The organism is uncultured Maritalea sp. (assembly GCF_937139385.1).
GTDB lineage: Bacteria > Pseudomonadota > Alphaproteobacteria > Rhizobiales > Devosiaceae > Maritalea > Maritalea porphyrae_A.
The window spans coordinates 1-6,143 of sequence record NZ_CAKZPW010000107.1; the positions used below are offsets into that span (position 1 = coordinate 1).

The following is a 6,143-nucleotide window of genomic DNA, read 5'->3' on the forward strand; positions in this document are numbered from 1 at the left end:
GCTCAAACATCATAACGCGTTCGTACAGGTTTGAAACTACTCGTCCTGCTGTAAACTCAAACACTTCTGCAGGGTCAAAAGTGATGACATCTGCAATGTTTCTCGCGACCACAAACGTGTTCGCAGGCGTTTCGGCAAATGCCGGAATCGCCGATGATGCTAGAAGTATTGCTGCCAATGATAGGCCGCTAATTGAATGGAAAAACTTCATAATCCCCTCCCTCTTATAGTTAGTTTAAGACTCGCAATTCATCACATTTATTGATTTTTTTGATGAGTTTGCGATGGCTTTCCAAGAACACCACAGGTTTGAATACCTCCTATTTGCATCAAATCTGGGTGGCCTAGATGTGGATAAATTAGGGTGCCATGGCCACAAATTGTCAATCGGCTGACCACGGAATCTCATGCATTGTTGGCATGCGTTATGCGCAATTTGCATAAGTGATTAGTCGCTCGCTTGAAACCTAACTCAAGCCAATTGAGGTGGACTTACGTGTTTTTTGACCCGGAAATACCACACCCCAAAACATGCCGGCGCACGATGTTCGGCAATTGAAGTGTGCAAACAGGAATTCGTTTCTAGGTCTCGTTTTCAAAGATTTGAGTTTCAATTTCATCGCCTTCAACCTGACTTGCTCGGTACATACCAGCCGTGTTGAAACACAAAACTGGTGCGCCTGATTTGCCAATTGAAATCACACCGCCTCGTCCATCAATGGTCGGCAATTCTTCCATAACTTTTTGATGAACAGCGTCTGCGAGGGACAGGTTTTTGTAACGCATCAAGGCTGAAATGTCGTGCGCAACTGAAAGGCGAATAAACATTTCACCGTGCCCCGTTGCGGAAACGGCACATGACCGATTGTCTGCAAAAGTGCCCGCACCCACGATTGGCGTGTCGCCGACACGTCCAGGTTTCTTGTTGGTCATACCGCCGGTTGATGTTGCAGCAGCAAGGTTACCGCTGCGATCCCGAGCGACTGCTCCAACTGTACCAAATTTGTGATCGCTGTGGTCGAGTGTGACAATGAATTGTTCTTTAGCTGCGGCCAACTGTTCGCGCCGATATGGCGTATCGAAATAGGCTTGTTCGACGAACGGCACTTCAACGCTGGAAGCAAATTGTTCTGCGCCTTCGCCACACAATAAAACATGGTCAGACTTTTCCATTACCGCACGAGCGAGCGAAATGGGGTTAGCAATGTGCCCTACATTGATCACACCGCCGGCATCTAAATCCTTACCATCCATGATGGACGCGTCGAGTTCAAAATTGCCCTCGGAAGTAAGAACAGCGCCTTTTCCTGCGTTGAACAAAACATTATCTTCAAGGGACCTCACGGTCGCCTCCACTGCATCAAGGCTGGTGCCGCCAGCTTGCAGAATGTCACTACCAGCTTTTAGTGCCGCAGCCAGCCCCTCGTGACATTCAGCTTCTTTTTCAGGCGTTAACTTGTCGCGGGTGATGGTGCCTGCACCGCCATGAAGTGCAATTCCCCAAGCTACTTTTTCCATCTTTTCGCCTCTTAATTCCATTTTGATTTCGGATTTCAAACAAACACTACAACAGTACTCAAACAAGTGTGTCGATATGCATATTTAGCATAACACATACCAAATCGGCCTTAGCGCTTTTGTTTCAACCCTGCTTTCATCATCGCCAATGAGCGGAAATTCACCGCCAAATGTGCGTTGATAATCAACGCAACAGGGGAGGTTGCTGATGGCGGAAAAGGCTGGTCAGGGCATGAAGTTTGACACGAGCGTTTTGGAGATAAGCGATCTTTCGGTTTCGTTTGGCCAAGGTGAAAATGTCGTAAATGCCGTCAAAAATGTAAGTCTGCACATAAACAAAGGTGAAACTGTTGCTGTTGTTGGCGAGTCGGGTTCTGGAAAATCTGTCTCGGCATTGAGTGTGATGCGTTTGGTCGAGTTTGGCGGCGGAACAATAAGCTCTGGACAGATGAAGTTCCGCTGTCGGGATGAGAGCATTGTCGACATCTCAAAGTTTGATCAAAACGCCGCACGAAAAATGCGCGGCGACCAGATTGCAATGATTTTCCAAGAACCGATGACTTCCCTCAATCCGGTTTTTCAAATTGGCGACCAGATCGTTGAAGCGATCGTCACTCATCAAGACAAATCTCCGATCGAAGCCACCGCGGTTGCCCAGCAAATGCTGGAAACTGTCAGAATTCCGGACGCGGCTGCAGTTCTTAAGCGATACCCTCACCAGTTGTCCGGCGGCATGCGCCAACGCGTAATGATTGCGCTTGCCCTATCGTGCAATCCGCAACTTTTGATTGCTGACGAACCTACCACTGCATTGGACGTGACAATTCAGGCGCAAATATTGCGTCTTGTTCGTGATTTGCAGGAAAGCAGCCACATGTCTGTTCTGTTCATAACCCATGATATGGGCGTCGTAGCAGAAATAGCGGATCGCGTGGTGGTTATGTATCAAGGTGAGGTCGTTGAAGAGGGTTTGGTAGAGGACATTTTTGATGCGCCAAAACATCCATACACAAAGGCCCTGTTGAGCGCAGTCCCCCACCTTGGTGCAATGAACGGCACCATTGAGCCGGCACAATTTCCTTTTTTGAATGTTGATGGTACGCCCGAGAAAGTTGAAGAGCCAATAACGCCTGCGCCCATTGACTATTCTCAACCTTCTCTCCTGTCCGTTCGAGGTTTAACAACACGGTTTGACCTAAACGAAGGGTTGCTGGGCACAGTGACCAAACGTGTGCATGCAGTTGAGCAAATAGATTTGGATATCTGGCCAGGTGAAACACTTGGTATGGTTGGAGAAAGTGGCTGCGGAAAGTCCACAACGGGGCGTTCGATTTTGCAGCTGGTTAACTCCGAATTTAAGCGATTAAGGTTCGACGGTCAGGAAATGTCCGAAATCGCTGCCGCAGACTTGAGACGACTTCGACGGGAAATCCAGTTCATTTTCCAGGACCCCTATGCATCGCTCAATCCCCGTTTAACGGTGGGATTTTCAATCTGCGAGCCAATGCTAATTCACAAACTGGAAACCAAAGCGAACGCGTTTGATCGTGCTGTCTGGCTGCTTGAGCAAGTTGGGCTAACCGCTGACCACGCAAAACGTTATCCGCATGCGTTTTCTGGAGGACAAAGGCAGCGCATTGCCATTGCGCGTGCCTTATCCACCAACCCTAAGCTGATCATTGCCGACGAAGCGGTCTCCGCGCTCGACGTTTCTATTCAGGCGCAAGTGATCAACTTATTTATGGAGTTGCAGCAGAAATTTGGACTGTCGTATCTGTTCATCTCGCACGATATGGCAGTCGTTGAAAGAATTAGTCATCGCGTCGCGGTTATGTATCTGGGCCAAATTGTGGAAACGGGGCCACGACACAAAGTGTTTGAAAATGCTCAGCACGCCTATACGCGCCGACTAATGTCCGCCGCACCGGTTCCAAACCCGGCTTTGCGCACGAAGAGCCGAGAATTGATAACGGGAGAAATCCCAAGCCCGGTTCGCTCAATTGATAACCCGCCCCTCATCAACACATTTCAAGAAGTCGAAATGGGGCATTTCGTCGCCAACCAAACTATATAAAACCAATAATAATCAAACACTTGGTTGATCAACACCAATATAATCGGAGGAAAACAATGAAAAGAATAACGGGATTGGCTTTAGGGGCCGCAATTGCTCTATCGGCCCTGCCGATGGCTGCAACTGCAACGATGGCGCAAGATGTAAATATTGCGTTTGGTGCCACACTGGACACTTTGGATCCGCACAACAGCACCAGCAACGCAGTTGCTTCAATTGCAAGCGGCGTTATGCAACGTTTGATTGGCTTTGATCGTGATATGAACTTGGTGCCTATGTTGGCACAAAGTTGGGAAGCAAACGACGCTGCAACAGAGTTTACCTTCAAACTTCGCCACGGTGTAATGTTCCATGACGGCACTGACTTTAACGCTGATGCTGTGAAGGTAAACATTGGTCGACTGGCTGACCAATCATTGAACCTGAAACGGAATTCAATGATGAAAGTTGTGAAGTCTATTGATGTTTTGGATGAATATACTGTCAGAATTACGCTCAATGAGCCTTTTGGCGCAATGCTCGCAACTTTGGCACATCCTTCAATTGTTATGCACAGTCCCAAATCACTTGCCGAGAATGGAATGGATGTAAGCAAACACCCAGTTGGCACTGGCCCATTCATGTTTGATAGCTGGATTCCCGGTGAAAGCTACAAAGTAACGGGCTTCTCAGATTATTGGGATTCTGAGTGGCCAAAAGTGGACTCCGTTACATTCTTAACGGTCAAAGAGGCAGCAACAAGTGTGGCAATGCTTCGGGCCGATGAGGTTCAATATGTGGACACAATGCCCGCCGAACTCGTAGAGTCAGTGCGCGCTGACTCCAAATTCTTCGTTGAAGAAATCCCAGGCATCACCGTTTGGACAGCGTCCATGAACATGATGAAACCAGAGTTTCAGGATGTACGTGTCCGTAAGGCCTTCAATCTAGCAGTAGACAAAAATGCATTTATGCATGTGGTCTATTCGGGTCACGGCCGTGTTCCAGATTCGCCAATAGCACCGAATACAGCGTTCTATTCAGCCCAAACTCCATATACTTACGACTTGGACAAAGCTCGCGAACTTATGAAAGAAGCTGGATACGAAAACGGTTTCAAGATTGAAGCTTGGGCGCGCAATTCAACAGCTGAGACACGGATGCTTCAGTTCTTGCAGCAGCAATTGTCGCAAATCAACGTTGACGTTGAAATATTCCCACTTGAGCCAGCAACGCGTTCACAAAAAGTGTTTGGCAAAGACAATAAGCCAGAAGAGATGAAACACGGTCTGCTCATTGGCGGTTGGTCACCTTCAACTGGCGATGCTGACTGGCATTTGCGCCCTGTATATGCGACCGAAGGCTGGATCCCAAAAATCTACAATATGGGTTTTTACTCAAATCCAGATGTTGACGCTTACATCGCAGCTGGCTTGAGCTCTGCCGACGACAAAGTCCGTGGCGATGCTTACGCCGCGGCACAAGCTCAGATTTGGGACGATGCCCCTGTTATTTGGTTGGCTACTGAAAACAAAATGGCTGGCCGCCGATCAGACCTATCGGGCATTTTCCCGATGCCTGATGGTACCATGAGCTTTGCAAACGCAGCTTTTGAGTAAACCCAGTGACTTTTTACCCCGCCATCGGTGATGGCGGGGTAATCATAAGGATCTAGTTATATGTCACAATATCTGCTTCGACGCTTAATCGCCCTACTGCCCGTCCTGTTTATGATTTCACTTTTTGTGTTTTGGTTTGTTCACGCGTTGCCGGGGGATCCTGCGCGATTGCTCGCTGGGGATACCGCAACGCTTGAAGACGTCGAAGCCGTTCGCCGCGCACTTAAACTCGATCAGCCTCTTCATATTCAATACTTCACTTTTGTTACGAACATGGCCACGGGCAACTTAGGCAATTCATTGCGCACTGATGAGCCAGTAATTGATATGCTAAGCCGCGCGTTTATGCCCACATTTTGGCTTTCAATATGTGCACTCTCATGGTCGTTGGTGTTTGGATTATTTGTTGGCGTCATTTCAGCGGTAAAACGCGGCACCGCAGCAGACCACATCGGCATGGTTGCGGCTGTTAGTGGTATTTCGATGCCAAATTTTTGGCTTGGACTTTTGTTGATGCAACTGTTCTCTGTCCAACTTGGTTGGCTGGGCACGAGCGGTTTTAATGAACCAAGCGATCTCATTCTGCCTTCTATAACTCTGGGATCCGGAGTTGCCGCTGTTATGGCCCGTTTTACCCGCTCTGCTGTCGTAGAAGTTGTGCGCGAGGACTATATTCGTACGGCGCGGGCGAAAGGGTTGTCAGAACGTATCGTCATTTGGAAACATGCGCTGCGCAATGCATTAATCCCAGTAGTGACCATGACTGGTCTTCAGTTTGGCTTTTTGCTTGGTGGATCAATCGTGGTCGAGCGCGTCTTTCGTTGGCCAGGTCTGGGGTCGGTTCTTGTCGAAGCGATCGAATACCGTGACTTTGCAGTTGTTCAGGCCGAGATCATGCTGTTTTCCCTTCAGTTTCTGCTGATTAATCTGATCGTTGATGTCCTGTATGGGTT

4 protein-coding genes and 1 pseudogene are annotated in these 6,143 nt (G+C 48.4%); 3 read left to right on the plus strand and 2 right to left on the minus strand.

What is annotated here, in order from left to right; translation table 11 throughout:
• Positions 1–211: pseudogene (locus Q0231_RS04370) on the minus strand (ABC transporter substrate-binding protein); the annotation flags it as partial.
• Between the two features lie 371 nt (positions 212–582).
• Positions 583–1,518, minus strand: coding sequence for an isoaspartyl peptidase/L-asparaginase (locus tag Q0231_RS04375; protein ID WP_299345578.1), 936 nt, complete (start codon positions 1,516–1,518; stop codon positions 583–585).
• A gap of 208 nt (positions 1,519–1,726) precedes the next feature.
• Here Q0231_RS04375 and Q0231_RS04380 point away from each other — a divergent pair, with 208 nt between their 5' ends.
• The 3 genes from Q0231_RS04380 to Q0231_RS04390 all read left to right on the plus strand — a co-directional run.
• Positions 1,727–3,592, plus strand: coding sequence for an ABC transporter ATP-binding protein (locus Q0231_RS04380; protein WP_299345581.1), 1,866 nt, complete (start codon positions 1,727–1,729; stop codon positions 3,590–3,592).
• A gap of 56 nt (positions 3,593–3,648) precedes the next feature.
• On the plus strand, positions 3,649–5,190 hold the full coding sequence (locus Q0231_RS04385; RefSeq protein WP_299345583.1) for a glutathione ABC transporter substrate-binding protein: 1,542 nt from the start codon (positions 3,649–3,651) through the stop codon (positions 5,188–5,190).
• Between the two features lie 60 nt (positions 5,191–5,250).
• A partial coding sequence (locus tag Q0231_RS04390; RefSeq protein WP_299345586.1) for an ABC transporter permease subunit occupies positions 5,251–6,143 on the plus strand: 893 nt, incomplete at its 3' end.